A 25,407-nucleotide genomic window follows, 5' to 3' on the forward strand; every position below is an offset into this window, starting at 1 on the left:
GGATGTCTGACACGGCTGCGACACTCACGCAGGACCGGCAGAGGCTGGAGATGGCGGCGCTTTCGGCGCCGGCCGTGATCTTCACGGTCGCGATGATCGCGTTTCCGGTCGTCTATACGATCTGGCTCGGCTTCCAGACGTTCTCCTCGACCGGCAAGCAATCCTTTGCGGGCCTCGCCAATTATTCGAAGCTGATCTCCGATGTCGAATTCTGGCACGGACTGTGGATCACCATCGCGCTGTTCGTGCTGTCGCTGGTGCTGCAGCTCGTGTTCGGCGTCTGGCTGGCGCTGGTGCTGTTCCACGCCAAGCGTCTGCCGGGCATCGTGCGCTCGCTGTTCATCTCGCCCTTCATGATGCCGCCGGTGGTGGCGGGCATGATGTGGCTGGTGATCCTCGATCCCTCGCTGGGCGCCGCCAACTACGTCCTGCAATCGTTCGGCCTGCCGCCGTCGGATTGGCTGGCGTCGCCGACATGGGTGATTCCGACCGTAGCCCTGATCGACAGCTGGCAGTGGACGCCCTACGTCGCCCTGATCGTGCTGGGCGGCCTGCAGTCGCTGCCGCCGAGCGTCTACGAAGCCGCGCAGATCGACGGCGCATCGCCGTTCAAGACCTTCCACCGCATCACGTTGCCGCTGCTGCTGCCGACCATCGTCACCGCGGCGATCCTGCGCAGCGTCGATCTCTTGCGCTTCTTCGATATCATCTACATCACCACCCAGGGCGGCCCGGGCAACGCCTCGAACACGCTCAACATCTACGGCTTCCGGGTCGGCTTCGAGTTCTTCAACATCGGCTATGCCAGCGCCCTGATGCTGACGTTGACGGCGATCGTGTTCGGCGCCGTGCTCGCCTTCAACCGCCTGCGCGGCGCAGTGGCGTGGTGATGTCATGACCGATGCCGCCAACACCGACCGCTGGATCCGCCGGCTCAACCTGGTGCAGCTCGTGCTGGCCGGCGTGATCATCATGGCGCCGACGGTCTGGATGGTGCTGTCCTCGTTCAAGCCGTCCTTCGAGGTCACCGCCTATCCGCCGACGCTGGTCTTCACGCCGACATTGGAGAACTATGTCGAGCTGACGAGGACCACGCCGTTCCTGAGCTATGCGCTCAACAGCCTCATCGTCACCGTGGGCTCGACCGCGCTCGGACTGCTGTTCGGCATTCCCGCCGCCTTCGCCGTCTCCTGGACGCGGATTTCCTGGCCCGCGATCCTGACGCTGGCGGCGCGCATGGCGCCGGGCACGCTGTTCCTGCTGCCATGGTACGTCATGTTCCGGCAGGTCGGCATGATCGGCTCCTACACCGCGTTGATCCTCAGCCACGCCGTGATCACGCTGCCGATCGTGATCTGGGTCCTGCTGCCGTCCTTCGACGGCATCCCGCGCAGCGTCTTCGAAGCGGCGCAGGTGGACGGATGCAGTGTCACGCGCATCCTCTGGCGCATCGCGCTGCCGCTGGTGGCGTCGGGCGTCGCGGTCTCGGCGATCCTCGCCTTCGTGTTCTCGTGGAACTACTTCCTGTTTGCGCTGGTGCTTTCCAATGGCGACACCAAGACGCTGATCGCGGCGGCCTTCAACTTCATCGGCGAGGGTTCGACGCAGTGGGGTGCGCTCATGGCGGCGGCGACGTTGATCGCATTGCCGCCGCTGGTGCTGGCGGCCCTGGTTCAGCGCTGGCTCGTGTCCGGACTGACGCTCGGCGCGGTGAAAGGCTAGGTCTCTGATGAATGTATTATCCCGTTCGAATTCGATCATGCAGGCCGCGGTCTTCCACGGCAACGATCGCATCACCATCGAACGCGTGCCGATGCCCGACGTCGGCAAGGGCGAGGTGCTGGTGCGCGTCTCGCGCACCGCGCTGTGTGGCTCGGACTTCAAGCTCTGGCACAAGGGTGCCGAGTTCACCGCGGGCCACGAGATCTTCGGCGAGGTCGAGCAGCCGGGTCATCGCCTGCATGGCCGGCGCTGCGCCGTCTATATCCCCTTGCACTGCGACCGCTGCGCCGCCTGTCAGCGCGGCGACACCCAGATGTGCCTGGAGGTTTCCAGCCTGATCGGCTGGAACAGGCCGGGCGGCTATGCCGAATACGTGCCGGTGCCCGAAAATTGCCTGCTCCCGGTCCCCGACGACATCGAGGACAGCCTCGCGCCGTTGCTGCTCGACACCATCGGCACGTCGGGCCATGCCGTGCGCTTCGTCAGCCGCGTGGTGTCGCCGGCCGAGGCCGGACCGGTGCTCGTGATGGGGGCGGGGCCCGTCGGTCTCGGCGTCGTACTGGCGCTCCGCGCGCTCGGCTACGATGACGTCCATGTCGCCGACCCCAACACCGCGCGCCTCAGGATCGCGCAATCCTTCGGCGCGAAGGCGCACCCGGTCGGCGATACCTCCCAGCGCTTTGCTCTCATCATTGAATGCTCGGGCGCGCATGCGGCGCGCAATCTCGGCATCGAGCTGGTCCTGCCGCGCGGCGCCTTGGTGCTGGTCGGCGAAAACGCGGCGCCCTGGACCATCGAGGAAGGCAAGGTGTTTCGCCGCAAGGATTTCTACATGATCCGGACCTTTTATTTCCCGGTCTCGGATTTCGAGCCGAATGTCGAGCTGCTGCGCAGGTACAAGGACGAGTACCGCGTCCTCGTCGACGGCGAGTTCTGCCTCTCGGCACTCCCTGAGAATTTCGCCCGCTTCGCCAAAGGCGAGCTGATCAAGCCTGTGCTGGCGCTGGACTGAGCGATCATGGCCTCGATCTCGATCCGCAACCTCACCAAACGTTACGGCAATTTCACCGTGATCCCCGATCTCAATCTGGAGATCGCGGACCACGAGTTCGTCGTGTTCGTCGGCCCATCCGGCTGCGGCAAGTCGACCTTGCTGCGCATCATCGCGGGCCTCGAGCCGATCTCGTCGGGCGACCTCTATATCGGCGACAAGCGCGTCAACGGCGTGCAGGCCGCGCAGCGCGACATCGCGATGGTGTTCCAGGACTACGCGCTCTATCCGCATATGCGCGTCTACGACAACATGTCGTTCGCGCTGGAGCTGCGGGGAGTGTCCAAGGCCGAAATTGATGCGCGCGTGAGGCGCGCCGCCGCGCTCTTGCACATCGAGCCTTATCTCGACCGCAAGCCGAAGGAGCTCTCAGGCGGACAGCGCCAGCGCGTCGCCATGGGGCGCGCCATCGTGCGAAATCCCAAGGCGTTCCTGTTCGACGAGCCGCTCTCCAACCTCGACGCCAAGCTGCGCGGGCAGGTCCGCGCCGAGATCAAGGCGCTGTCGCAGGAGCTGAAGACCACCATGGTCTTCGTCACCCACGACCAGATCGAGGCCATGACCATGGCGGATCGGATCGTGGTGCTCCAGAGCGGCACGATCCAGCAATACGACACGCCCGAGACGGTCTACGAACGGCCCGCCAACCAATTCGTCGCCGGCTTCATCGGCTCGCCCGCGATGAATTTCTTCCCGGTCGAGTGGCGCCAGGAGCGGGCAGTCCTTTCGCAAGGTGGAACGGTGGTGGCGCTGGACGGCGGGACCGCAGGGCGCCTGAGCAAGGCCGGTAACGCCGTGCTCGGCATTCGCCCCGAGCATTTCGCCGTCGCGACCGATGACGCCGACGGCATCGCCATCGACGTCAAGCTGGTCGAGCCGCTCGGTTCGGACACGCTGATCCATTTCGACCTCGCCGGCGGCCCCGCCATCGCGCGGGTCGATCCAGCGTTGCGGCCGAAGGTCGGCGATCGCATCAACCTGCGCCCGCAGCCGGGCAAGACGCATCTGTTCGATGCCACCAATGGACAGGTTCTGCGGTGAGCGCGTCGGTGAACATCGGTGACCTCTCGGCGCTGGAGGACGTCGCGTCCAGGGAGAGGCCCGTGCACGTGATCTGTCTCGGGCTGTCCGCGCTCGACCAGGTCTGGCGCGTCGATCGGCCGTTCGCGGGTGGAAGCGAGAAAATCAGGGCGGTCGAGTACGGCACGCTTGGCGGCGGCATGGCTGCCAATGCTGCCGTCGCGGTGGCGAAGCTCGGCGCGTCTGTCGCGTTTTGGGGGCGGGCAGGGAACGATGCTGCCGGCCATGAGATGAAGTCGGCCTTCACCGCCGAAGGCGTCGACGTCGAGAACTTCCGGCTGTTTCCCGATGGCCGTTCGTCGGTCTCCGGAATCATCGTCGACAGCTCCGGCGAGCGCCAGATCGTCAACTTCCGCGGCCTGTATCCGGAGGCAGCGGATTGGATTCCGCTCAAGATCGTCGCGCACGCCTCTGCCGTGCTGGCCGATCCGCGCTGGGTCGAGGGCGCGGCCGCGCTGTTTCGCGAAGCGCGTGCGCGCGGCATTCCGACCGTGCTGGACGGCGACATGGCCGACGCCGAGGTGTTCGAGCGGCTGCTGCCGCTGACTGATCACGCCATCTTCTCGGAGCCCGCGCTCGCAGCCTTTGCCGGATCGGCCGATGATAGATCTCTCGCAACGCTCGCGCGCTTCGGATGCCGCGTCATCGCCGTCACGCGCGGCGAGGGCGGCGTGAGCTGGTACGAAAACGGCCAGCTGCATCGGCAGGTCGCCTTTGCCGTCGACGTCGTCGATACCACGGGCGCGGGCGACGTCTTCCACGGCGCCTATACGCTTGCGATCGGCGCCGGCATCGACGTGCGCGCCGCCATGGCGTTTTCGGCGGCCACGGCCGCCATGAAATGCCGCCATGCCGGCGGCCGCAATGGAATCCCCACCATCAATGAGTGTCTTGTATTCATGAGGACGAAGCCATGAGAGCGATTGGAAAGAACCGAGGCCTGGCACGGCTTGCTGATGCGGACGGCCACTTTCGCATGGTCGCGCTGGATCAGCGGCCGCCACTGTTCGATGCCATCGCGAAGGCCAAGGGCATCACGCGAGAGCAGGTTGAGTTTTCCGACGTCACGGCGGCCAAGCGCCTCCTGGTCGAGAACCTCGCGCCGCATTGCAGCTCAATGCTGTTCGACCCGAACTTTGCCGTGCCTGCCGCCATCGACCTGCTGCCTCCGCGCTGCGGCCTCATCATGACGCTGGAAGAGCATCGCGTCGAGGAGACCGCGGGCGGCCGCAAGTCGCGCGCGATCACCAATTGGAGCGTGGAGAAGATCCGCGCCATGGGCGGCGACGCCGTCAAGGTGCTGGCCTGGTACCGGCCCGACGCCGATGCCGCCGTCAACGAGCACCAGAAGAAGTTCGTGCGCGAGATCGGCGAGGACTGCGCCCGCCACGACATTCCCTATGTGCTCGAGCTGCTCGTCTATCCGTTCCTCGGCAGCGCCAATCACACTGCCGATTACGTGGAATCGCCGGGCAAGCTGCCGGGCCTCGTCATCGACAGCGTGCGCGAGTTCGCGAAGCCCGAATACGGCGTCGATCTCCTCAAGCTGGAGAGCCCGCTTGCGGCCAACAGCCTGCCGGCCCGTGACGGCAGCGCCGAGGCGAAAGCCGCGCAGAAGGAGTTCGATGCGATCGGCGACATCTGCCGCGCGCGCAACATTCCCTGGGTGCTGCTCTCGGGCGGCGCCGCGCCGGAGAAGTTCGAGCGCGTGCTCGACTATTCCTATGCTGCAGGCGCAAGCGGCTTCCTGGCTGGTCGGACCATCTGGCTCGATGCCGTCCTCAAGAACTTCCCGGACCGCGCGGCGGTCTCGGCGAGCCTGAGCAAGGATGGTCTCCACGTCCTCGCACGGCTCAGCGAACTGACCAAGGCCAAGGGCACGCCCTGGAAGCCGCGTTTTCCGGTCTTTACCGATATCAAGCTGGAAGGTGACTTCGCACGCGCCTACTAGGATGGTAGCGGTCCGGCGTGGTCTTGCAGGAATTGCAACATGACTGACGGCTTCACCATCCGCTCGATCGAGGCGTTCTGCTATCGCTATCCGCTGGCAATGCCGGTGGTGACCTCTTTTGGCAAGATGCTCGACCGTCCCGCCGTCTTCGTTCGCGCTGTCGACGAAGACGGCGTCGAGGGATGGGGTGAAGCCTGGTGCAACTTTCCAGCGCCAGGCGCGGAGCACCGCGCCCGGCTCATCAACGAGGTGCTTGCGCCCGCGCTCATCGGGCGCAAATTCGATGGTCCCACTCAGGCTTTCGAGACGCTGACCAAGGCTACCGACGTGCTGGTGATTCAGTGCGGCGAGCCCGGTCCGTTTGCGCAGGCGATTTCGGGCATCGATCTTGCGCTGTGGGATCTCTGCGCACGGCGTCGGCGGTTGCCGCTATGGCGGCTGCTCGGCGGACAGTCCGGCAAGATCAAGGTCTACGCCAGCGGCATCAATCCCGCCGGCGCGGCGCAGACGGCGGAAGCCGCGCTCAAGCGAGGCCATTGCGCGCTGAAGCTGAAGGTCGGGTTCGGCGCCGAAACCGATACTGCCAATTTGGCCGCGCTGCGTGGGATCCTCGGCGCCGGCATGCTTGCCACCGATGCAAATCAGGGCTGGTCCGTCAGGCAGGCGATCGAGATGCTGCCGCGGCTTGCCCAGTTTGATCTACGCTGGCTGGAAGAGCCGATCCGGGCCGATCGCCCGCGCGCGGAATGGCGCAGGCTGCACGCCGCAGCGAAGATGCCGATTGCCGCCGGCGAGAACATTTCGAGTGTCGAGGGCTTCAAGGAGGTGCTCGCCGACGACGTGCTCGGTGTGGTTCAGCCCGATATTGCGAAATGGGGCGGGCTGAGCGTGTGCAGTCCACTGGCCCGCGACATTCTGAAGGCGGGCAAAACGTTCTGTCCGCACTATCTCGGCGGAGGCCTGGGCTTGCTTGCGTCCGCGCATCTGCTCGCCGGCATCGGCGGCCATGGCTGGCTGGAGGTTGATGTCAACGACAACCCGTTGCGCGATCTCTATTGCGGCCCGGTTCTTAACGTGAGGGAGGGCACGGTTGAATTGGATCAAGAACCGGGGCTCGGAATCGCGCCCGAGCTCTCACGTATCGAGCGCTATCGCAGCCTCTAGGCCGACGACCGTTCGTCATGATTGGCGTCTACTGCCGGCACCTCGGGCGGGTGCCAGACGATCCATCGCGGCGCCGGTACGCCTCGGCACGCGATGGACGCCACCATCGCTGCAAGGTGCATCGTTGACGAGGTAGTCAGTCATCGCCGATCACTCCTCGATCGAGAGCTGGTACAGGGACGTCCGCCTGTTCCGCCTCTACGAGGGCACCAGCCAGATCCATCAGCTCAACATCGCGCGTCTCCTGCTGCGGGACGGGGCGTGAGCGAGTGATCGGAGTCAACGGGTTCGAGGAAGTGAAATGAGCGGGCCGCTCGACGGATTGAAGGTTCTGGACATCGCCACCATCGTTGTCGCGCCCTTCGCCGCGACGCTGCTGCCAGATTACGGCGCAGACGTGCTCGGATCGTCAGGAAGAAGGTGGCTCACGGATTCACCCACCGCTGCGTGCCGCGCGTTGGCGCAGCAGCTTGGCAAACGCTTCCGCAGGCGGTGAGAGCACGAGCCCGCGTCGTTGATATATATAGTAGCGGCGGCGGATTTCCGGAGCGCGCAGCTTGATGAAACGCACGTCGAAATTCGGCGCGAACAGCCGTCCGTAGTCGGGAACGGCCGCCAGGCCGGTGCCGACGCCGACCAGCGCCAAAGCGGTGGTCAGATATTTGACCTCGACGGCGGTCTGCATGGAAAGCGAGCTATCATGCGCATGCAGCAGGCTCTCCAGGTGCCGGTTGAACTCACTGGAATAGATGACCCAGCGCTCGTCGCGCAGTTTTTTCCACGAGACGGCGCGTTGCTGCGCCAGCGGGTGCTGCGCTGAGCAGACCACTCGGATCGGTACATCCATCAGGAATGTGCTGGTGACATCCTCGCCGGTGGCGCGCTCTGGGCCAACGCCCAGTTCCGCCTCGCCCCGGCGCACCGTGCTCACCACCTCGTCCGCCATCGCGTCGGTCACGCGCAGGCCGACATCCGGATGGGCTTGCTCGAACTCGCCCAGCACTGCCGCCACCCACGTGCATGCCAGCATCTGCGGCGCTACCACGCGCAACAGGCCGGTGCGAAGGGAGCGAAGGTCCGAAGCACCCTCTGCGATCTGTTGCACGTCATCCAGGATGCGGCGCGCCAGGGGCAGCAATTGCTGGCCGGCTGCCGTCAACAACACGACCGCGCCGCGGTCGAACAGTTTCAGCCCGAGAGTCTCCTCGAGTTGCTGAACCAGCATGCTGACCGCCGACTGCGTCAGGTTGATCTGTCGCGCCGCCGCCGTGAAGCTGCCCGCTCGAGCGACCGCGGCAAAGGCGCGCATCTGGCGCAGGCTAAGAGTGGAGAGAATGGCGGGCCGCATCACATATCCTCGCTCGAATGGATCGACTATCAGGAAACCTGATGACAATATTAAAAGAATTGGCTTGTGTGATGGGGGAATTATTTTTCAGAATTCCCGCATGCACATTGTCGTCATAGGAACGGGAATCGTCGGCGCCTGCACTGCGGCGTGGCTGCAGCGCGACGGCCACGCGGTGACCTTCGTCGACCCGCTGGATGCGGGCGAGGCCTGCTCCTTCGGCAATGCCGGCTCGCTTTCGCCCAGCGCCTGCCTGCCGGTGGGCATGCCGGGCATGTGGAAGAAGGTCCCGCGCTGGCTGCTGGATCCATTGGGACCGCTGACGGTGCGTTGGGCCTATGCCCCGCTCGTGGCGCCATGGCTGCTGCGCATGCTGCATCATTCATCACGCGAAGAGGTGACCCGCATCGCCACCGCGTTACGTTCGCTGCTGGCGCCTATCTTCGACTGCTATGATCCGCTGCTCGCCCATGCCGATGCCCGGGAGTTGGTGCGGCGTAGCGGCTGTCTGTACGTTTTTTCCTCTCGCGAGACGGCGGCGCAGTGGGCCTGGGGCATGAACCTGCGGCGATCGCTTGGTGTGCGGATGCAGGACGTGGAGCAGGACGAGTTGGAAAGCCTCGAGCCGGACCTGAAGGGACGTTTTCGGTTCGGCATTCTGGCGCCCGATAACGGCTCCACGTCCGATCCATCTGCCCTCGTCAAGGCGATCTACAATCGCTGCATCGGCGACGGCGCGCGTCACGTCCGCGATCGCGTCCGCGGTTTCGAGCGGCAGGGCCGGCGCGTCACGGCAGTGTTGTTGGAGCACGGCGAGCCGCTGGCGGCGGACGGCGTGGTGGTGGCAGCCGGGGCCTGGTCGGGCGCATTGGCGGCACAGCTCGACAGCCCGGTGATGCTGGAGACGCAGCGCGGTTACCACGTCACCGTGCAGAGCTCGAACCTGGCCCTGCGCCACACCGTGATGGCGGTGGAGCACAACCTGATGGTCAACCCGATGGCCATGGGTCTGCGGCTGGCCGGCACGGTGGAATTTGCCGGCTTGAAAGCGCCACCCAACATGGCGCGTGCCGATGCACTGCTCCGTCAGGGACAGCAATTATTCCCGCACCTGGACACATCGTCCGTCACGCGCTGGATGGGCCATCGTCCCTGTCTTCCCGACAGTCTTCCCGTGGTCGGTCCGGTTCGCGCGGCCGACAACGCCTGGCTCGCCTTCGGCCACGGCCATATGGGCATGTGCATGGGCGCGGCGACCGGCCGCGAGATCGCGCATCTGGTGGCCGGACGTCCGACGCAGGTGGACCTGACGCCGTTTTCGCCGGAGCGCTTCCGTTGAACGCGTCCTGGTCACTCGCCGTGGACATGGGTGGCACCTTCATCGATGCGGTGGCCTTGCGGAGCGACGGGCACGTTGCATCGCTCAAGCATCCGCGCGCCGGACGCCGGCTGGCGGAGCCGGTCGTCGAGGCACTCGATCGGCTGTGCGCGCAGGCGGGCATCGGGGCAGATGACGTCGGCCGCGTCGTGCACGGCTCCACCGTCATCACCAATCTGCTGTTGGAGCTGAACGAGCCGCCGGTGGCCCTTGTCCTGACGCGCGGCATGCGCGACGTACCGGTCCTGGCGCGCCAGGACCGCAAGGAGCTGTACGAGCCGGTGATCATGCCGGCCGTGCCCGAAGCAAGGCTGTTTCCGGAGCCGCTGCGTTTCGAGATCGGCGGGCGCATCGATGCCGAGGGGCGTGAATCGGAGCCGCTCGACCTGTCGGCCGTGGACGCCATTGCGGATGCAGTGAGCGACGCCGGCGTGCGCGCGCTGGCGATCGGTCTGTTGTTCTCGCACCGCAATCCGACCCATGAGCGCGCGCTGCGTGCGGCGCTGCATGCGCGCCTTCCGAGCCTGCACATTTCACTGTCCAGCGAAGTCGATCCGCAACCGCGGGAGTTCGAGCGCTGGCTGACCACGGCGCTGGACGCCTATGCCAAACCGCTGGCAGCGAATTATCTGCACGCGCTGGCCGACGCATTGAAGATACGTGGCTTGCCGCCGCTGCGCCTGATGCGATCGGCCGGCGGCACTGCGCCCTGGCATGAACTCGCCGCGCAGCCGATCGGCCTCGCCATGTCCGGTCCCTGCGCGGCGCTGCAGGGTGTGGCCGCCGGCCTCGCAGCATCCGGTCCCGCGATCGTTCTGGATATCGGAGGCACCAGCGCCGACATCAGCATTCTGCTCGACGGCAGGCCGACCTTTACCGACGCGCTGGAATGCGGCGGCTTGCCGATCCGTCAGCGCTGCGCAGATATCGCCTCCATCGGCATCGGGGGTGGCAGCGTGGTATCGGTGCTGCCGGGTGGCGCGCTACGCCTGGGGCCGCGCTCGCAAGGAGCCTGGCCAGGACCGGCCGCCTTCGGTCTCGGCGGTGGCTTGCCGACGCTGAGCGATGCGCTGTGCGTCCTGGACCGCTTGCCGCCCCGGCTGGCCGGCGGGATGGTGCTGGACCGCGCCGCCGCGGAGGCCGCGCTTGGCGACGTGGCCGGCGCGCTCGGCTTGTCGGTGCTTCGAACCGCTGAAGCCGTCGTGAGCGCGGCCGCCGCCGGGATGGCGGAGGCGCTCAAGACCCACGCCTTTCAGCGCAACCTGGATCCGGCGGATGCGGTGCTCGTCGCTATCGGCGGCGGCGGCGCGCAGCATGCGGCTGAGATCGCCGAACTGGCCGGCATGCGCCGTGTGCTGGTGATGCCGCACGCCGGCGTGATGGCGGCGCTGGGCATGCTCTACAGTCCGGACGAGGGCGACGTCCGCCTGGCGTCGAGCGAAAGCCCGTGGGATTCGCTGGCGCCGCAAGGCGAGGGGCCGCATTCTCTGTTCGCGCCGATGACAACCGTCTTTGTGCCGGCGGGCTGGTCGTGGCGGGTGACGCCGGATCAGACGCTGGTGCTGGAGGCGAAGGCATGATGCCGCGCGCGCGCGACGTCGCACCTGATCCGGCCATCGCCCTGCGCATGGAGCCGCTGCGTCTGGCGCTGCAAGGCACGGCCGACCGCATGCAGCATGGCATGATGCGCGCCGCCGTGTCGTCCATCGCCCGCGAGAGCGGCGACTGTGCCGCGGCGCTGTTCCTGCCGGACGGACGCTTGCTCGCCCAGGCGCGCTCGCTGCCGTTGTTGCTGGGATCGCTGATTCCGGCCGTTGCCGGTGTGCTCGCACGCTTTCCGCTCGCAACGATGTCCGAGGGCGACGCCTATCTGCTCAACGACCCCTGGTCCGGCGGCACGCATCTGCCGGACCTGGCTCTGGTCCACCCGGTCTTCCACGATGGCGAGGTGATCGCCTTCGCCGCCGCCAATCTGCACCATCAGGATGTCGGGGGCATGGCCGCCGGCTCCATTCCGCCCGACGCAACCGAAGTGTACCAGGAGGGCCTGCGCCTGCCGCCGGTGCGCTGGCGCAGTGGCGAAGGCGTGCGGCCCGATATCGACGCCATCCTGGCCGCCAACTCACGCACGCCTGACAATCTGCGTGGCGACCTGGAAGCGCAGTGGACGGCGCTGACGCAAGGCGCGCGCGAACTGAAGCAGATCGCACGTCACACCGGACCTCGTTTTGCCGAGGTCTGCGATGCCCTGATCGCGCAGACCGAACGCATGACCCGCGCCGCCCTTGCGGCCGCGCCCGACGGCGAATGGACCTGGCGCGATCAACTCGACGGCGACGGCATCGATACCGCTCCGGTTTCCATCGTGGTGAGCTTGCGCAAGCAGGGTGACACACTGGTCATCGACTTCGAGGGGACCGCGCCGCAGGTGAGGGGGCCGCTCAATGCATCGCCGGCGGCGATGCTGTCGGCGGCTCTCTTCTTCATGCGCACGCTGGCACCGGACGCACCCAACAATGCCGGCTGCCTTGCGCCACTGACGCTGAAGCTTCCACCCGGCAGCCTGGTCAATCCGGCGCTGCCGGCGGCGGTCAATGCGCGCACGGCGACCGTGAAGCTGGCGTGCAACGCGATTCTCGGAGCCTGGTCACAGTCGGCAAGCGGGATGGGCGTGGCGCCGCACGCCGGCGTGGCCACCGTCCTCGCGCTCAGCGGTACGCGGGCGGACGGGCGACGCTGGATGTTCACCGAGATCATTGCCAGCGGCGCCGGCGCCAGCGTTCACGCGCCCGGCCGCGCGGGCGTCTCCACCGACGTCGGCAATGCGCGCAATACCCCCGTGGAGGTGATCGAGACCGAAGCGCCGCTGCGTGTGGAATGCTACGAGATCCGCCGCGGCAGCGGCGGCGCCGGTCTGCAATGCGGCGGCGACGGCGTGCGGCGCGCCTATCGGCTGCTCGAAGGCCAGGGGTGGATCGCCTATCGCGGCGAGCGCCATGTCGGCCGCGCGCGCGGTGCGCGAGGCGGCGGGGCTGGCGCAACGTCGATGGCCCGGGTTTTGCGTGTGGACGGAGCGGTCGAGCTCTTGCCTGCGCGCGCCCGCATCGCGTGGTCCGCCGGCGACCTGCTGATTATCGAAACCGCAGGCGGCGGCGGCTGGGGATCCCTGGCTCCAGCCGAAGCCGCCAATCCACCCGCAAGGAGTTGCTCATGATCCGCTTCCTGATTTCGCGCCGCGCAATGCTGGCGTTGACCGGCCTCGCGATGCTGCTGCCCGCGCCGGGGCGTTCGCAAGCCAACTACCCGAACAAGGCGATCCACATCGTCGTGCCTTTCGCACCGGGCGGCAGCACCGACGTGCTCGCGCGTCGTGTGGGCGACAAGCTCGCCGCGGCCCTGGGCCAGCCGGTCGTGGTCGACAATCGACCCGGCGCCGGCGGCGCCCTGGGCGCCGACTTCGTGGCCAAATCCGCCCCCGACGGCTACACCCTGCTGGCCGGCGTCACCGGCAGCAACGCCATCGCGCAGGCGCTGTACGCCAAATTGCCCTACGACGTGATCAAGGACTTCGCGCCGCTGTCGACGTTGGTGACTGCGCCGCTGGTGCTGGCCGTCAACCCCGACGTGAAGGCGAACACGGCAGCCGAGTTTCTCGCCCTCGCCAAGTCGAAACCGGGCGAGTTGAGTTTCGGCTCGGCCGGCAACGGCACGTCGATGCATCTCACCGGCGAGATGTACAAGCAGGCGGCCGAAGTCTCGATGGTCCACGTGCCCTACCGCGGCAGCGCCGCCATGCTCACCGATCTGATGAGCGGTCAGATCCAGGTTACGTTCGGCGACGTCCTGGTGCTGATGCCGCAGCTTCAGGCCGGAAAGATTCGCGCACTGGCCGTTACCTCGAAAACCAGGCATCCCCTGCTGCCGGACGTGCCGACGCTGGATGAGGCGGGACTGAAGGGTTTCGAGGCGCTGTCATGGCAAGGCCTGTTCGCGCCGGCCGGCACGCCGCCCGAGGTGGTCGAGAAGCTGAGCGCGGAAGTGAACAAAGCGCTGCAATCTCCCGACATCAAGGACTACTTTGCGGCGCAGGGCTTCATCGTCCAAGGCTCGACCCCTGAGGCCTTCAAGGCCTTTATCGCGAGCGAGGTGAAGAAGTGGACGCCGATTGTGAAGTATTCGGGTGCCCAGGTGAATTGAGCTGGCGCCGTGCCAGTTTGAATTCGCCCGCGGCAAAGGACTTCGACCCTGTCCCTTCGCTTGCTGAGGTCGGTGCAACGGGTCGTCTGGCGGCATCAGCCTGCGGGGCGCACCATTGCCTTGCGGGAATGCCGTCGGGCAAAACACCCGCCAACCCCTGCCCGCGAAAATATACTCCTTTGAAGAGATTCTGATTTATGGCATTTGTCGTCCATCCCGGCCCTTCCTTGAGGGGCGATCGTGTGGTCGTCATTGTGGCGAGCCGGGCTTGCGGTAGACGCGGCAGCGTCGTGTACGAGAGGTGAAGGCAGGGCGGATTGCTCTCCGTGAGCCCGAAACTGCGTGCGGACGAGCGGCGTGCTAGGTTCGTCTCGCCTGTAAGTTTCCAGCTCCGTCGACAGGGCTGGGAAAAACTGCGGCGAAATGGCGGGCCGCGCGTACGGCAAAACCGTGTGGTCCTGGCCGTCGTTGCTACGGTCAAGCTTTTGCGGATGCGGCAGTCGCGTCAACCGGCGCGGGGCGCCGCAGCGCTGCCGCCGGCTGCCACCGTGCTCCGCTCCTTCACCCATCGGCTGAGCACGGAGCCATCAAGCCCGAGTTCCTTCGAGATCGACCTCGCCGAGCGGCCGCTCGACAAAACCAGATCAACTGCCCGCCGCTTGTATTCGTCCGAATAGGACCGACGCTGCCGTTTCGTTATCTGACACCTCTCAATGCCTAAGCTATAGGTGTCCACCGGTTTAGGGGAAGCTCAACTCTCTCCCAGTCCTTCCAAAGTGCTGGCGAAGAAGCTGAGGCGCCGCCGGTCGCATCGCCCGTTGCGCCGACGGGCGATTCGCGTTTCGCGATGGCTTGATGCAATCGCGCGAGCCGTCGTGCTGGCTAGCTATGATGGCAGCATTTTTCGCGACCAAGCATCAAACTATGTTTGCGCTTTTGGTTAGTTGGTTTCCAGGGCTGCGCATCGTGAGCTCAGAGCTTCAAAAGTGCCAGCAAGGGCAATTCTTCTCATAAGACAAAAACTTGGGTCCGGAAACCAGGCGCCTCGGAGCGGCGGTTGCGGTCTGGCCCAAATGTTGCCCCTTGGTATGACGGGTTGGCGCAAAGATCATACGAGAGGAGCTCAGGTCTTGGCTAAAGTGCATCGCGCGAGGAAAGAGTCTCGACGCGCGTTGGCTGCCAATCCCATTTTGCTGTTCGGTGGGCTTGTGACAGCCAACATCGCCGCATGGACCTGGGCTTTCGCGCTGTTCGGCGACCGGCCGACGGTGATGGCGACCGCGCTGCTTGCCTGGGTGTTCGGGTTGCGCCATGCTGTCGATGCCGACCACATCGCTGCCATCGACAACGTCGTACGAAAGCTGATGCAGGCGGGACAGGCGCCCCGGTCCGCGGGCCTGTATTTCGCACTGGGCCATGCCAGCGTCGTCGTGGTTGCGACGATGTTGCTTGCGCTCGGCATAGTGAGCCTTGGCGGCGACAGTTTGCTCAAGGAGGTTGGCGGCCTGATCGGAACCTCGGTGTCGGCGCTGTTCTTGCTGGTGGTCGCAGTCGTCAATCTGGCGATCTTCGCCGGCCTGTGGCGAACGCTGCGCGAGGTGCGCGAGCAAGGTATCCCTGACGCCGCACGGCTCGATGCGCAACTCGCCGCCCGCGGACTTCTAGCGCGATGTCTCGGTCCGATGTTCCGCCTGGTGACGAGATCCTGGCACATGTACCCGCTCGGCCTGCTGTTCGGGCTCGGCTTCGACACGGCGACCGAGATCGGCTTGCTCGGCATCGCCGCCACGGAAGCTGCGCGCAGCGTCTCTCTCGTGCACGTGCTGGTCTTTCCCGTGCTGTTTGCCGCCGGCATGGCGCTGGTCGACACCGCCGATTCGGCGCTGATGGTCAGCGCCTATCGCTGGGCCTACGTCGATCCCCTGCGAAAGCTCTGGTACAACCTGACGATCACCGGCGCCTCCGTGGCGGTCGCGCTGTTCATCGGCGGCATCGAGGCGCTCGGGTTGGTCGGCGACCGCTTCGGCCTTTCCGGCGGCGCATGGGCGCTGGTCGACGGCCTCAACGAGTCGCTTGCGAACGTCGGTTTCGCCGTTGTCGCCCTGTTCGCGATCGCCTGGCTCGTCTCGGTCGTGACCTATCGCCGGATGTTTGCCGATGACGCGCGCGCTGCTGCGCCAGAAGTGCTGGAATGCGTCGATGCGACCGAGGCGGCCTGAGTTTGGCCGGCGCCGACGTCGCGCGTATGCTGAACGGTTCATTCGCGGGCTTGCCGGCGCAGACCACCCGGCAGCTACATTCCGAATGCGCCGCTGACCGAGGACAATGCGTTCCGTTCATCCGCGACCAGAGTCGTCAACGGGCGCGTCGGCTACCGCGCCGACAGCGGCTTGCGCGTCCAGCTCGACGGGCTCAATCTCTTCAACAGCAGAGCGAACCAGATCACTTTGTGCCTATGGTTCCCTGCTCAGGACCGATACGCTCTACAATCTCTGCTCCGGTGGCGTCGCGCCGACGGCGGTCTGCCAGAACGGCGTGATGGACTATGTGATGCATCCGGTCGGGCCGCTGACGTTCCGCTTGAACTGGTACGGTCTAGGAGAAACAAGCTGTGCAGCGAAAAGCAGATGATCCGTCGATGAGCCCTGGTCTGGACCTCGCCTGCTTTCAGTTGCATCCGCAGCGGGGCGCGGTGTTGAGTGAGGTCCATGCGCGCCCGTTCACTCGGCTGACCGGGCCGCTCGCCGTGCTGCGCTTTGCATTTCTCAGCCAGGGCGATACGGCGACCGCTGATCGGCAGAGCTTTGCCTCCTTTTGCGCCGCACATGGACTGGCAGCGCCGGATGCATCCGCAAAACACCATCACGTGACGGTCGGCACCGTCACTTTGCGCTGGGAGCAACATTCCGAGTTCACGACCTTCACCTGGATCAGAAGTCATGCGGGCGCCTCGCGTCCGTTTGGTGATGTGGACGACGAGCTTGCTGCGCTGATCGGGTCGCTTCCTCAGGCCGGACAATTGCTGGTCGCACTCAAACTCGAGGTCGAGGAGACATCTGCTGCGGTTGATCGCGCCGAACAGTTGTTCGAGAAAGGCGGCCTTGCCATGGTCAACGTTCGAAGCGGCCAGGCTGTGGTCGCTTCCGACTTCCGGGTGGACGAGCAGGGCTTCGTGCGCATCCTGGTCTGCAACAACGGTCTTTCTTCAGGCCGTCTGGGTGCTCTGGTGCAGCGCGTGCTCGAGATCGAGACCTATCGCACGCTGGCGCTGCTCGGTTTACCGGCTGCGCTTGCGCTCGCACCATCTGCCGATCACATCGGGCGACGGCTGGTCGAGGTGCTCGAGGAGATGCAGGGCGCGGCAGACTTCAAGCTCAACAATCATCTGTTGACCGAGCTGACTGCGCTCGCCGCCTCGCTCGAGCGCGGCGCCGCCGGCAGCCTCTTCAGATTTGGGGCCAGCCGGGCCTATTACGATATCGTGCAGGCTCGGCTCGGGGTGGTCGAAGGCGGCGAGATCGCGGGCTATCCGACCTGGTCGTCGTTTCTCGCCCGCCGGATGGCGCCGGCGATGCGGACCTGCGCCGCTCTGGAGGAGCGTCAGGCCAATTTGTCGATCAAGCTTGCGCGCGCCGCCGACCTCCTGCGCACCCGCGTCGACGTCGAACTGGAGGAGCAGAACCGCGACCTCTTGCGCTCGATGAACGAGCGTACCAAGCTGCAGCTGCGCCTGCAAAGTACGGTCGAGGGGCTGTCGGTGGCGGCGATCGGCTACTACGTTGTCAGTCTGTTCGGCTATCTTGCCAAGGGCGCGCATGACGGCGGCGTGCATGTCCAGCCGTCGCTCGCGACCGCGCTCTTCGTGCCGGTCGCCATCGGCGTCACCTGGATTGTCACGCACCGAATTCGCAGGCGGCACTTGAAGCATGACGGCGGGACGTCGGCCAGGCCAGATTGAGTTACTTGAAGCCAAAGCCGTGCTCGTGTGCTACTAGCGGCCGATGCTTGGAGGCTGAGGAGGGGAGCCATGAGCGGATCGGGTGGAATGACCAACGTGCTCTGGCTGCAGGGTGCCAGTTGCGGCGGCTGCACGATGTCGATCCTCGAAAGCGGTGCCTCCGGCTGGTTCGACGAGCTCAGGCAGTTCGGCATCAACTTGCTATGGCATCCGTCGGTCAGCGAAGAGACCGGCGAGGAGGCGGTCGAGGTGCTGCAGTCCGTGCTCGACGGCAAGGTGCGGCTCGACCTGCTCCTGCTGGAAGGATCAGTGGCGCGGGGGCCGAACGACACCGGCCGCTTCAACATGCTCGCCGGCACCAACCGTTCGGTCTATCGCTGGATGCTCGATCTTGCGCCGCGCGCCGACTATGTCGTCGCGGTCGGAAGCTGTGCGGCCTATGGCGGCGTGCCGGCCGCCGGGTCGAACCCGACCGATGCGGTCGGCTTGCAATTCGAAGGGTCCGACAGCGGCGGTGCGCTGGGCGCGGGCTTCCGCTCCCGGCTCGGTCTTCCCGTCATCAACGTCGCGGGTTGCGCGCCGCATCCGGGCTGGATGATGGAAACCATCCTGGCACTGACCACCAAGGACCTGACCGCCACCGACCTCGATTCCTACGGGCGGCCCAAATTCGTCGCCAATCACCTTGCCCATCACGGCTGCTCGCGCAACGAGTTCTACGAGTTCAAGGCCAGCGCCGAGACCATGTCGGAGCGTGGCTGCCTCATGGAGCATCTCGGCTGCAAGGCGACGCAGGCGGTGGGCGACTGCAACCAGCGCTCCTGGAACGGCGGCGGATCCTGCACCAAGGGCGGCTATGCTTGCATCGCCTGCACGTCGCCGGGCTTCGAAGGGGCGCAGAACTTTCTGGAGACCGCCAAGCTCGCGGGCATTCCGGTCGGGCTCCCGACCGACATGCCGAAGGCGTGGTTCGTCGCACTCGCCGCGTTGTCGAAGTCCGCGACGCCGCGCCGCGTGCGGCTGAACGCGACCGCCGACCATGTGGTCGTGCCGCCGGGTCGCGCGACGACGAAGAACAAGCCATGACGCGGATCACGATCGGCCCGTTCAACCGCGTCGAGGGCGATCTCGAAGTCCGCCTCGATGTCGAGAGCGGCCGCGTCGTGCGTGCCGAGGTGACGGCACCGCTCTACCGAGGTTTCGAGCAGATCCTGGAAGGTCGGCCGCCGCTTGATGCGCTGGCGCTGGCACCGCGCATCTGCGGCATCTGTTCGGTCTCGCAATCGGTCGCGGCTGCGGCCGCCCTGCGCGCCGCCATGTCGATCGAGGCGGCACCCAACGGGCTGCTCGCCACCAACATCGCCCATGCCGCGGAGAACGCGGCCGACCATCTGACCCATTTCTACATCTTCTTCATGCCGGACTTTGCCCGCGAGGCCTATGCCGCCCATGGCTGGCACGAGGAGGCGCGCGAGCGCTTTGCCGCCACCCGCGGCAGCGCGGCGCGCGATGCCTTGCCGGCGCGGGCGCGGCTGCTCGAGACCATGGGCATCATTGCCGGAAAATGGCCGCACAGCCTGGCGTTCCAGCCCGGCGGCACCACGCGCGCCATCGATCTCGGCGAGCGGATCCGGCTCTTGTCGATTGTGACGGCGTTTCGAGCCTTCCTTGAGCGCGTCGTCTTCGCGGATTCGCTGGAGAACGTGCTGGCGATCGCAACCGCCGACGAGCTGGACGGCTGGCGCGATGGCCGTGGCGGCGACTTCGCGCATTTCCTGCGGCTGGCGGACAGTCTGGCATTGACCGGGCTCGGCCGGGGGGCGGGGCTGATGATGAGCTACGGCGCCTATCATGGTGTCGACGGCGCGTTGTTTCCGCGCGGCCTGTTCGGCCCGCGCGCAATCGTCGAACCCCTGCCGCTGACGCAAATCACCGAGGACGTCTCGCATGCCTGGATGCGGAATTCCTCCGCGGATCCCGCCCATAGCAGCACAGTCCCGGATCCCGACAAGCCGGCGGCCTACAGCTGGTGCAAGGCGCCACGGCTCTCGGGCCAGCCGATCGAGGTCGGCGCGATCGCGCGCCAGACGGTGGCGGGCCAGGCGCTGATCACGGATCTGGTCGCGCGGGATGGCACCAACGTGCGCAGCCGCGTGATCGCGCGGCTGATCGAGACCGCGCGCATCGCGCTTGCCATGGAGCAGTGGACGCGCGCGCTGCGGCTGTCGGAGCCGTTCTGCCACAATTCGCGCGAGTTCCCGGACGGAAGCTGTGTCGGGTTGGTCGAGGCCGCCCGCGGCAGTCTCGGGCACTGGATGGCGGTGCGCGACGGCAAGATCGAGCGCTACCAGATCATCGCGCCGACCACCTGGAATTTCTCGCCGCGCGATTCCTTCGACGTCGGCGGCCCGCTGGAGCAGGCGCTGGTCGGCACCGATGTCGGCGAGGCCGGGCCGCGTGCGGTTGCGATCCAGCACATCGTGCGCTCGTTCGATCCCTGCATGGTGTGCACCGCGCATTGACCGGAAACTTCGTTGCCGGCTGCAAATCGAATTGTTTCCGCTTCTCGTGTTGGCAGCGTCCCCGCGTACCGTTCATGACGGTGGTTCAAAGCCGCAACATTCTGGAATCTCTCCAGTTTTGAATCGCTCCAGGCTGTTGGCCTGCTTCTTGCTGTCCTTTGCGTCATCGAAAAGTCAAAGCCGAAGGCGGGAGGATTCATGGGCGCGGCGACGGAAACGTTCTACAGCGTGATCAGGCGGCAAGGCATCACGCGTCGGAGCTTTCATAAATTCTGCAGCCTGACGGCGACGAGCCTCGGCCTCGGACCGCTGGCGGCGAGCCGCATTGCGAACGCGCTCGAGACCAAGCCGCGCGTGCCCGTGATCTGGATGCACGGTCTCGAATGCACCTGCTGCTCGGAGAGCTTCATCCGCTCCGCGCATCCGCTGGTCAAGGATGCGGTGCTGTCGATGATCTCGCTCGACTACGACGACACCATCATGGCAGCTGCGGGCCATCAGGCCGAAGCCATCCTTGAGGAGACCCGCGCCAAGCACAAAGGCCAGTATATCCTCGCGGTCGAAGGCAATCCGCCGCTGAACGAAGGCGGGATGTTCTGCATCGACGGCGGCAAGCCGTTCGTCGAGAAGCTGAAGATGATGGCCGAGGACGCGATGGCGATCATCGCCTGGGGTGCCTGCGCCTCCTGGGGCTGCGTGCAGGCGGCAAAGCCCAATCCGACACAGGCAACTCCGATCGACAAGGTGATCACCAACAAGCCCATCATCAAGGTGCCGGGATGCCCCCCGATCGCCGAGGTGATGACCGGCGTCGTCACCTTCATCACGACCTTCGGCAAGCTGCCCGAGCTCGATCGCCAGGGCCGGCCGAAGATGTTCTACTCGCAGCGCATACACGACAAGTGCTACCGGCGCTCGCATTTCGACGCGGGGCAGTTCGTCGAGGAGTGGGACGACGAGTCCGCGCGCAAGGGCTATTGTCTCTACAAGATGGGCTGCAAGGGGCCGACCACCTACAACGCCTGCTCGACCGTGCGCTGGAACGGCGGCGTGTCCTTCCCGATCCAGTCGGGTCACGGCTGCATCGGCTGCTCGGAGGACGGCTTCTGGGACAAGGGCTCGTTCTACGATCGTCTCACCAACATCAAGCAGTTCGGCATCGAGAAGAACGCCGATCAGATCGGCATGGTGGCGGCCGGCGCCGTCGGCGCCGCGGTGGCTGCGCATGCGGCTGTGACCGCTGTCAAGCGGCTCGCGACCAAGCGCGAAGACGCCGACCACAATAGCTGATCGAAAAGACACGGCAGGGCAGGACAATCATGGGTATCCAGACTCCCAACGGCTTCAATCTCGACAATTCCGGCAAGCGCATCGTCGTGGACCCGGTGACCCGTATCGAAGGTCACATGCGGGTCGAGGTCAACGTCGACGCCGACAACGTCATCCGCAACGCGGTCTCCACTGGCACGATGTGGCGCGGCATCGAGGTGATCCTGAAGAACCGCGATCCGCGCGACGCCTGGGCGTTCACCGAACGGATCTGCGGCGTCTGCACCGGCACGCACGCGCTGACCTCGGTGCGCGCGGTCGAGAACGCGCTCGGGATCACCATCCCGGAGAACGCCAATTCGATCCGCAACCTGATGCAGCTTGCCCTGCAGGTGCACGACCACGTCGTCCATTTCTATCACCTTCACGCGCTGGACTGGGTCGACGTCGTTTCCGCGCTCTCGGCCGATCCGCGGGCGACCTCGACGCTGGCGCAGTCGATCTCGAGCTGGCCGCTGTCGTCGCCCGGCTACTTCAAGGATCTGCAGACCCGGCTGAAGAAGTTCGTCGAGTCCGGACAGCTCGGTCCGTTCAAGAATGGCTATTGGGGCAGCAAGGCCTACAGGCTGCCGCCGGAAGCCAATCTGATGGCGGTGGCGCACTATCTGGAGGCGCTCGATTTCCAGAAGGAGATCGTCAAGGTCCACACCATCTTCGGCGGCAAGAACCCGCATCCCAACTGGCTCGTCGGCGGCGTGCCCTGTCCGATCAACGTCGACGGCACCGGCGCTGTCGGCGCCATCAACATTGAACGGCTGAACCTGATCTCCTCGATCATCGACCGCCTGATCGAGTTCAACGAAATGGTCTATCTGCCCGACGTGGCCGCGATCGGCTCATTCTACAAGGATTGGCTCTATGGCGGCGGCCTTTCGAGCCAGAGCGTGCTCTCGTATGGCGACGTGCCCGAACATGCCAACGACTATTCCGCCGAGAGCCTGAAGCTGCCGCGCGGCGCCATCATCAACGGCAATCTGTCCGAGGTGTTTCCGGTCGATCACGCCAATCCCGACGAGATCCAGGAGTTCGTGGTGCACTCCTGGTACAAATATCCCGACGAGACCAAGGGACTTCATCCCTGGGACGGTGTCACCGAGCCGAACTACGTGCTGGGACCCAACGCGAAGGGCACCAAGACGGCGATCGAGCAGCTCGACGAAGGCGGCAAGTACTCCTGGATCAAGGCGCCGCGCTGGCGCGGTCACGCCATGGAGGTCGGCCCGCTGGCGCGCTGGGTCGTCGGCTACGCGCAGAACAAGGCGGAGTTCAAGGATCCCGTCGACAAGTTCCTTCGGGATCTGAACCTGCCGATGTCGGCGCTGTTTTCGACGCTCGGCCGCACTGCGGCGCGTGCGCTCGAATCCGTCTGGGCCGGACGTCAGATGCGCTACTTCCAGGACAAGCTCGTCGCCAACATCAAGGCCGGCGACAGCTCGACCGCCAATGTCGACAAGTGGAAGCCGGAGAGCTGGCCGAAGGAGGCCAAGGGAGTCGGCTTCACCGAGGCGCCGCGCGGCGCGCTCGCGCACTGGGTCAAGATCAAGGACACCAAGATCGACAACTACCAGTGCGTGGTGCCGACGACCTGGAACGGCTCGCCGCGCGACCCCAAGGGAAATATCGGCGCCTTCGAGGCGTCGCTGATGAACACGCCGATGGTCAATCCCGAACAGCCGCTGGAGATCCTGCGCACCATCCACTCCTTCGATCCGTGCCTGGCCTGTTCGACGCACGTCATGAGCCCGGACGGCCAGGAACTCGCCAAGGTCAAGGTCAGGTAGGAGAGGGTCATGATGGATGCAGTTGCTCCCGCCTCGGACGCCAGGCCCGACCTCGCGGCGATCGCAGCCGATGCTTCCGGGGAACGTGCGGTGGGTCGTCCCACCGTCTATGTCTATGAGGCTCCGGTACGGATCTGTCACTGGGTGAACGCGTTCTCGATCATCGTGCTCATGGTGACCGGCTATCTGATCGGAACGCCGTTGCCGACGGTCGCGGGCGAGGCGTCCGACAATTTCGTGATGGGCTACATCCGCTTCGCCCATTTCGCCGCGGGGCAGGTGCTCGCGGTCTTCTTCCTCACGCGCATCCTGTGGGCTTTTGTCGGCAACCACCATTCCCGGCAGATCTTCTACATCCCGGTTCACCGCAAGCAGTTCTGGAAGGAAGTGCTGCACGAAATCCGCTGGTACGCGTTCCTGGAACGCGAGCCCAAGATGTATGTCGGCCACAATCCGCTGGCGCAGACCGCGATGTTCACGGGCTTCACGCTGTTCGTGGCCTTCATGATCGTCACCGGCTTTGCACTTTATTCGGAAGGGCAGGGCATCGACAGCTGGCAGTACAAGCTGTTCGGCTGGGTGTTTGCGATTTGGCCGAACAGCCAGGACGTTCATACCTGGCATCACCTCGGCATGTGGGCGCTGGTCGTGTTCGTGACGGTGCACATCTACGCCGCGATCCGCGAAGACATCATGTCGCGCCAGAGCATCATCTCCTCGATGATCTCGGGCGAACGGCAATTCCGCGACTGAGACGGGAACGCCAGGTAATGCCGACATTCTCGCATGACGATCGCATCCTGGTGCTCGGCATCGGCAATATCCTGTGGGCCGACGAAGGGTTTGGCGTGCGCGCGGTGGAGGAGTTTCACCGCCGCTACGCCGTGCCGGACAATGTCACCATCCTCGATGGCGGCACCCAGGGGCTCTATCTCGTCAACTATCTGGAAGAGGCCGACCGCCTGATCGTGTTCGACGCGATCGACTATGGCCTCGAGCCCGGCCAGTTGAAGCTTGTGCGTGACGACGAGGTGCCGCGTTTCACCGGCGCCAAGAAGATGAGCCTGCACCAGACCGGTTTCCAGGAAGTGATCAGCGCGGCCGACCTGCTCGGCCGGTGCCCGAAACATCTGGTGCTGATCGGCTGCCAGCCGCTCGATCTCGAAGACTGGGGCGGGCCGCTGACGCCGCCGGTGCGCGACCAGATCGCGCCGGCGATCAATCTCGCTTGCGCCATCCTGGCCGAATGGGGCGTCACGGTGAGCCAACGCGCCGAGCCATTGGCAGATGCCGAGCGGCTGCTCGCCAATGACATCGATCATCTCCACTACGAGACGCGGCCGGCCTGATCGGCCACACTGCCGGAGATTTGTCCATGTGCCTCGGCCTGCCCATGACGATTGTCGAGACCGACGGAGTGTCGGCGCTGTGCGCGTATCGCGGCGAACAGCGCCGGGTCTCTGTGCTGCTGCTCTCGAATCCGCCGGTCGGCGCCAAGGTGCTGGTCTATATCGACACCGCGATCCGGCTGCTGGACGAGGACGAGGCGCGCCTCATCGCGAATGCGATCGAAGGCCTCAGTGCGGCGCTCGACGGCGAGGATTGCGACCGCTTCTTCGCCGACCTCATCGACCGCGAGCCGCAACTACCGGAGCACCTCCGGTCCAGCTAGCAGCGCCGCTGCATCTCCCGATGAATGCATTGACGACACCCGGGATCGGCCGACCTCGGCGGCCACCGTACGCCTGGAAGGTCGATTTCTACCTGCAAAGCTAGCTATCACCAGATATGACAAGTATCTTTCCATAGAAGCTTGGCTTGCAGTCGATGCCAGGAAATAGATGATACAGATCAATTGGATAAATCCGGACAGGTGATAACCAATCCTGGCACGTGCCTTGCTAACCTCTAGTCCGAGCAAAAACA

22 protein-coding genes and 2 pseudogenes are annotated in these 25,407 nt (G+C 65.5%); 22 read left to right on the forward strand and 2 right to left on the reverse strand.

The features are described 5' to 3' along the window. Window positions 1–2: 2 nt before the first annotated feature. The 9 genes and pseudogenes from AC1RQP_RS29010 to AC1RQP_RS29050 form a co-directional block, all read left to right on the forward strand. Window positions 3–890, forward strand: coding sequence for a carbohydrate ABC transporter permease (locus AC1RQP_RS29010; RefSeq protein WP_492940041.1), 888 nt, complete (start codon window positions 3–5; stop codon window positions 888–890). Between the two features lie 4 nt (window positions 891–894). Further along, window positions 895–1,722 (forward strand): carbohydrate ABC transporter permease, encoded by an 828-nt coding sequence (locus tag AC1RQP_RS29015; protein WP_492940043.1) that lies wholly within the window; start codon window positions 895–897, stop codon window positions 1,720–1,722. Window positions 1,723–1,729: 7 nt separating this feature from the next. Further along, on the forward strand, window positions 1,730–2,734 hold the full coding sequence (locus AC1RQP_RS29020; protein ID WP_492940045.1) for a zinc-dependent alcohol dehydrogenase family protein: 1,005 nt from the start codon (window positions 1,730–1,732) through the stop codon (window positions 2,732–2,734). Between the two features lie 6 nt (window positions 2,735–2,740). Continuing rightward, entirely contained in the window at window positions 2,741–3,814 is a 1,074-nt protein-coding gene (locus AC1RQP_RS29025; protein WP_492940047.1) for an ABC transporter ATP-binding protein, read from the forward strand. An 8-nt stretch (window positions 3,815–3,822) separates the two neighbouring features. Continuing rightward, the gene (locus tag AC1RQP_RS29030; protein ID WP_492940049.1) at window positions 3,823–4,770 is read left to right on the forward strand and encodes a sugar kinase; all 948 of its coding nucleotides are present in this window, start codon (window positions 3,823–3,825) and stop codon (window positions 4,768–4,770) included. Next, a complete protein-coding gene (locus AC1RQP_RS29035) occupies window positions 4,767–5,804 on the forward strand; it encodes a tagatose 1,6-diphosphate aldolase (protein WP_492940051.1) in 1,038 nt (345 codons plus the stop codon). The genes AC1RQP_RS29030 and AC1RQP_RS29035 overlap by 4 nt, the downstream gene beginning before the upstream one ends. A gap of 39 nt (window positions 5,805–5,843) precedes the next feature. Further along, complete coding sequence (locus tag AC1RQP_RS29040) at window positions 5,844–6,968, forward strand: mandelate racemase/muconate lactonizing enzyme family protein (RefSeq protein WP_492940053.1); 1,125 nt, start codon at window positions 5,844–5,846, stop codon at window positions 6,966–6,968. Window positions 6,969–7,125: 157 nt separating this feature from the next. Beyond that, a pseudogene (locus AC1RQP_RS29045) lies at window positions 7,126–7,233 on the forward strand (acyl-CoA dehydrogenase family protein); the annotation flags it as partial. A gap of 36 nt (window positions 7,234–7,269) precedes the next feature. Beyond that, a pseudogene (locus tag AC1RQP_RS29050) lies at window positions 7,270–7,371 on the forward strand (CoA transferase); the annotation flags it as partial. A gap of 30 nt (window positions 7,372–7,401) precedes the next feature. Here AC1RQP_RS29050 and AC1RQP_RS29055 read toward each other — a convergent pair. Beyond that, window positions 7,402–8,316, reverse strand: a complete 915-nt coding sequence (locus AC1RQP_RS29055; RefSeq protein ID WP_194392644.1) for a LysR family transcriptional regulator — start codon at window positions 8,314–8,316, stop codon at window positions 7,402–7,404. Window positions 8,317–8,416: 100 nt separating this feature from the next. Here AC1RQP_RS29055 and AC1RQP_RS29060 point away from each other — a divergent pair, with 100 nt between their 5' ends. From AC1RQP_RS29060 to AC1RQP_RS29075, 4 genes are read left to right on the forward strand one after another with little or no spacing between them, the layout of a single operon-like run. Continuing rightward, window positions 8,417–9,655 (forward strand): NAD(P)/FAD-dependent oxidoreductase, encoded by a 1,239-nt coding sequence (locus AC1RQP_RS29060; RefSeq protein ID WP_492940055.1) that lies wholly within the window; start codon window positions 8,417–8,419, stop codon window positions 9,653–9,655. Then, a complete protein-coding gene (locus AC1RQP_RS29065; RefSeq protein ID WP_492940057.1) occupies window positions 9,652–11,274 on the forward strand; it encodes a hydantoinase/oxoprolinase family protein in 1,623 nt (540 codons plus the stop codon). Before AC1RQP_RS29060 ends, AC1RQP_RS29065 begins: the two co-directional genes overlap by 4 nt. After that, window positions 11,271–12,908 (forward strand): hydantoinase B/oxoprolinase family protein, encoded by a 1,638-nt coding sequence (locus tag AC1RQP_RS29070; RefSeq protein WP_492940059.1) that lies wholly within the window; start codon window positions 11,271–11,273, stop codon window positions 12,906–12,908. Before AC1RQP_RS29065 ends, AC1RQP_RS29070 begins: the two co-directional genes overlap by 4 nt. A gap of 26 nt (window positions 12,909–12,934) precedes the next feature. Beyond that, the gene (locus AC1RQP_RS29075) at window positions 12,935–13,891 is read left to right on the forward strand and encodes a Bug family tripartite tricarboxylate transporter substrate binding protein (RefSeq protein WP_492940384.1); all 957 of its coding nucleotides are present in this window, start codon (window positions 12,935–12,937) and stop codon (window positions 13,889–13,891) included. A gap of 505 nt (window positions 13,892–14,396) precedes the next feature. On the opposite strand, the gene AC1RQP_RS29080 is transcribed toward AC1RQP_RS29075, so the two are convergent. Then, window positions 14,397–14,627: a transposase gene (locus tag AC1RQP_RS29080; RefSeq protein WP_492940061.1), complete on the reverse strand. Its 231-nt coding sequence runs from the start codon at window positions 14,625–14,627 to the stop codon at window positions 14,397–14,399. A 337-nt stretch (window positions 14,628–14,964) separates the two neighbouring features. Between AC1RQP_RS29080 and AC1RQP_RS29085 the strand changes: the two genes are divergently transcribed. From AC1RQP_RS29085 to AC1RQP_RS29125, 9 genes are all read left to right on the forward strand, one after another. After that, on the forward strand, window positions 14,965–16,110 hold the full coding sequence (locus tag AC1RQP_RS29085) for a HoxN/HupN/NixA family nickel/cobalt transporter (RefSeq protein WP_492940063.1): 1,146 nt from the start codon (window positions 14,965–14,967) through the stop codon (window positions 16,108–16,110). A 419-nt stretch (window positions 16,111–16,529) separates the two neighbouring features. Beyond that, window positions 16,530–17,849: a DUF3422 domain-containing protein gene (locus AC1RQP_RS29090; RefSeq protein WP_492940065.1), complete on the forward strand. Its 1,320-nt coding sequence runs from the start codon at window positions 16,530–16,532 to the stop codon at window positions 17,847–17,849. A gap of 69 nt (window positions 17,850–17,918) precedes the next feature. Then, complete coding sequence (locus tag AC1RQP_RS29095) at window positions 17,919–18,935, forward strand: NADH-quinone oxidoreductase subunit B family protein (protein WP_239625915.1); 1,017 nt, start codon at window positions 17,919–17,921, stop codon at window positions 18,933–18,935. Beyond that, entirely contained in the window at window positions 18,932–20,371 is a 1,440-nt protein-coding gene (locus AC1RQP_RS29100) for a nickel-dependent hydrogenase large subunit (RefSeq protein WP_492940067.1), read from the forward strand. Before AC1RQP_RS29095 ends, AC1RQP_RS29100 begins: the two co-directional genes overlap by 4 nt. A gap of 198 nt (window positions 20,372–20,569) precedes the next feature. Continuing rightward, on the forward strand, window positions 20,570–21,661 hold the full coding sequence (locus tag AC1RQP_RS29105) for a hydrogenase small subunit (protein ID WP_492940069.1): 1,092 nt from the start codon (window positions 20,570–20,572) through the stop codon (window positions 21,659–21,661). Window positions 21,662–21,690: 29 nt separating this feature from the next. Further along, a complete protein-coding gene (locus AC1RQP_RS29110; protein WP_492940071.1) occupies window positions 21,691–23,481 on the forward strand; it encodes a nickel-dependent hydrogenase large subunit in 1,791 nt (596 codons plus the stop codon). A 9-nt stretch (window positions 23,482–23,490) separates the two neighbouring features. Then, complete coding sequence (gene cybH, locus AC1RQP_RS29115; RefSeq protein ID WP_239625909.1) at window positions 23,491–24,234, forward strand: Ni/Fe-hydrogenase, b-type cytochrome subunit; 744 nt, start codon at window positions 23,491–23,493, stop codon at window positions 24,232–24,234. 17 nt (window positions 24,235–24,251) lie between these two features. Then, a complete protein-coding gene (locus AC1RQP_RS29120; RefSeq protein ID WP_492940073.1) occupies window positions 24,252–24,830 on the forward strand; it encodes a HyaD/HybD family hydrogenase maturation endopeptidase in 579 nt (192 codons plus the stop codon). Window positions 24,831–24,856: 26 nt separating this feature from the next. Next, window positions 24,857–25,153, forward strand: a complete 297-nt coding sequence (locus tag AC1RQP_RS29125) for a HypC/HybG/HupF family hydrogenase formation chaperone (protein ID WP_194392654.1) — start codon at window positions 24,857–24,859, stop codon at window positions 25,151–25,153. Window positions 25,154–25,407: the final 254 nt, after the last annotated feature.

Source organism: Bradyrhizobium sp. GW821-FHT13H06, assembly GCF_058803975.1.